The following is a 227-nucleotide window of genomic DNA, read 5'->3' as shown; positions in this document are numbered from 1 at the left end:
GTTACCGAAGAAGAGGAAGAACATATCCTAAAGGCAGGGGCGAAAATCATCTCAGTAGGCCCTCTTTCCCTTCACTCAAATCATTGCATAACCCTTATCCACAATGAACTGGATAGGGCTGAAGCGAAAAGAGGGGAAGTGCCAGGAGAAGCTGACTGAAAACTGAATTTAAATTAAAACTGAATATAATTAATTTAAAGCTGAGTTGCAAAAGGATTGGAATTCAA

1 pseudogene is annotated in these 227 nt (G+C 39.6%); it reads left to right on the top strand.

What is annotated here, in order from left to right:
* Window positions 1-159: pseudogene (locus BP861_RS03035) on the top strand (tRNA (pseudouridine(54)-N(1))-methyltransferase TrmY); the annotation flags it as partial.
* Window positions 160-227 lie beyond the last annotated feature (68 nt).

Origin of the sequence: Methanosarcina sp. UBA411 (genome assembly GCF_002495725.1) — an archaeon.
Lineage (GTDB): Archaea > Halobacteriota > Methanosarcinia > Methanosarcinales > Methanosarcinaceae > Methanosarcina.
This window is presented reverse-complemented; position numbering and strand designations above follow the sequence as displayed.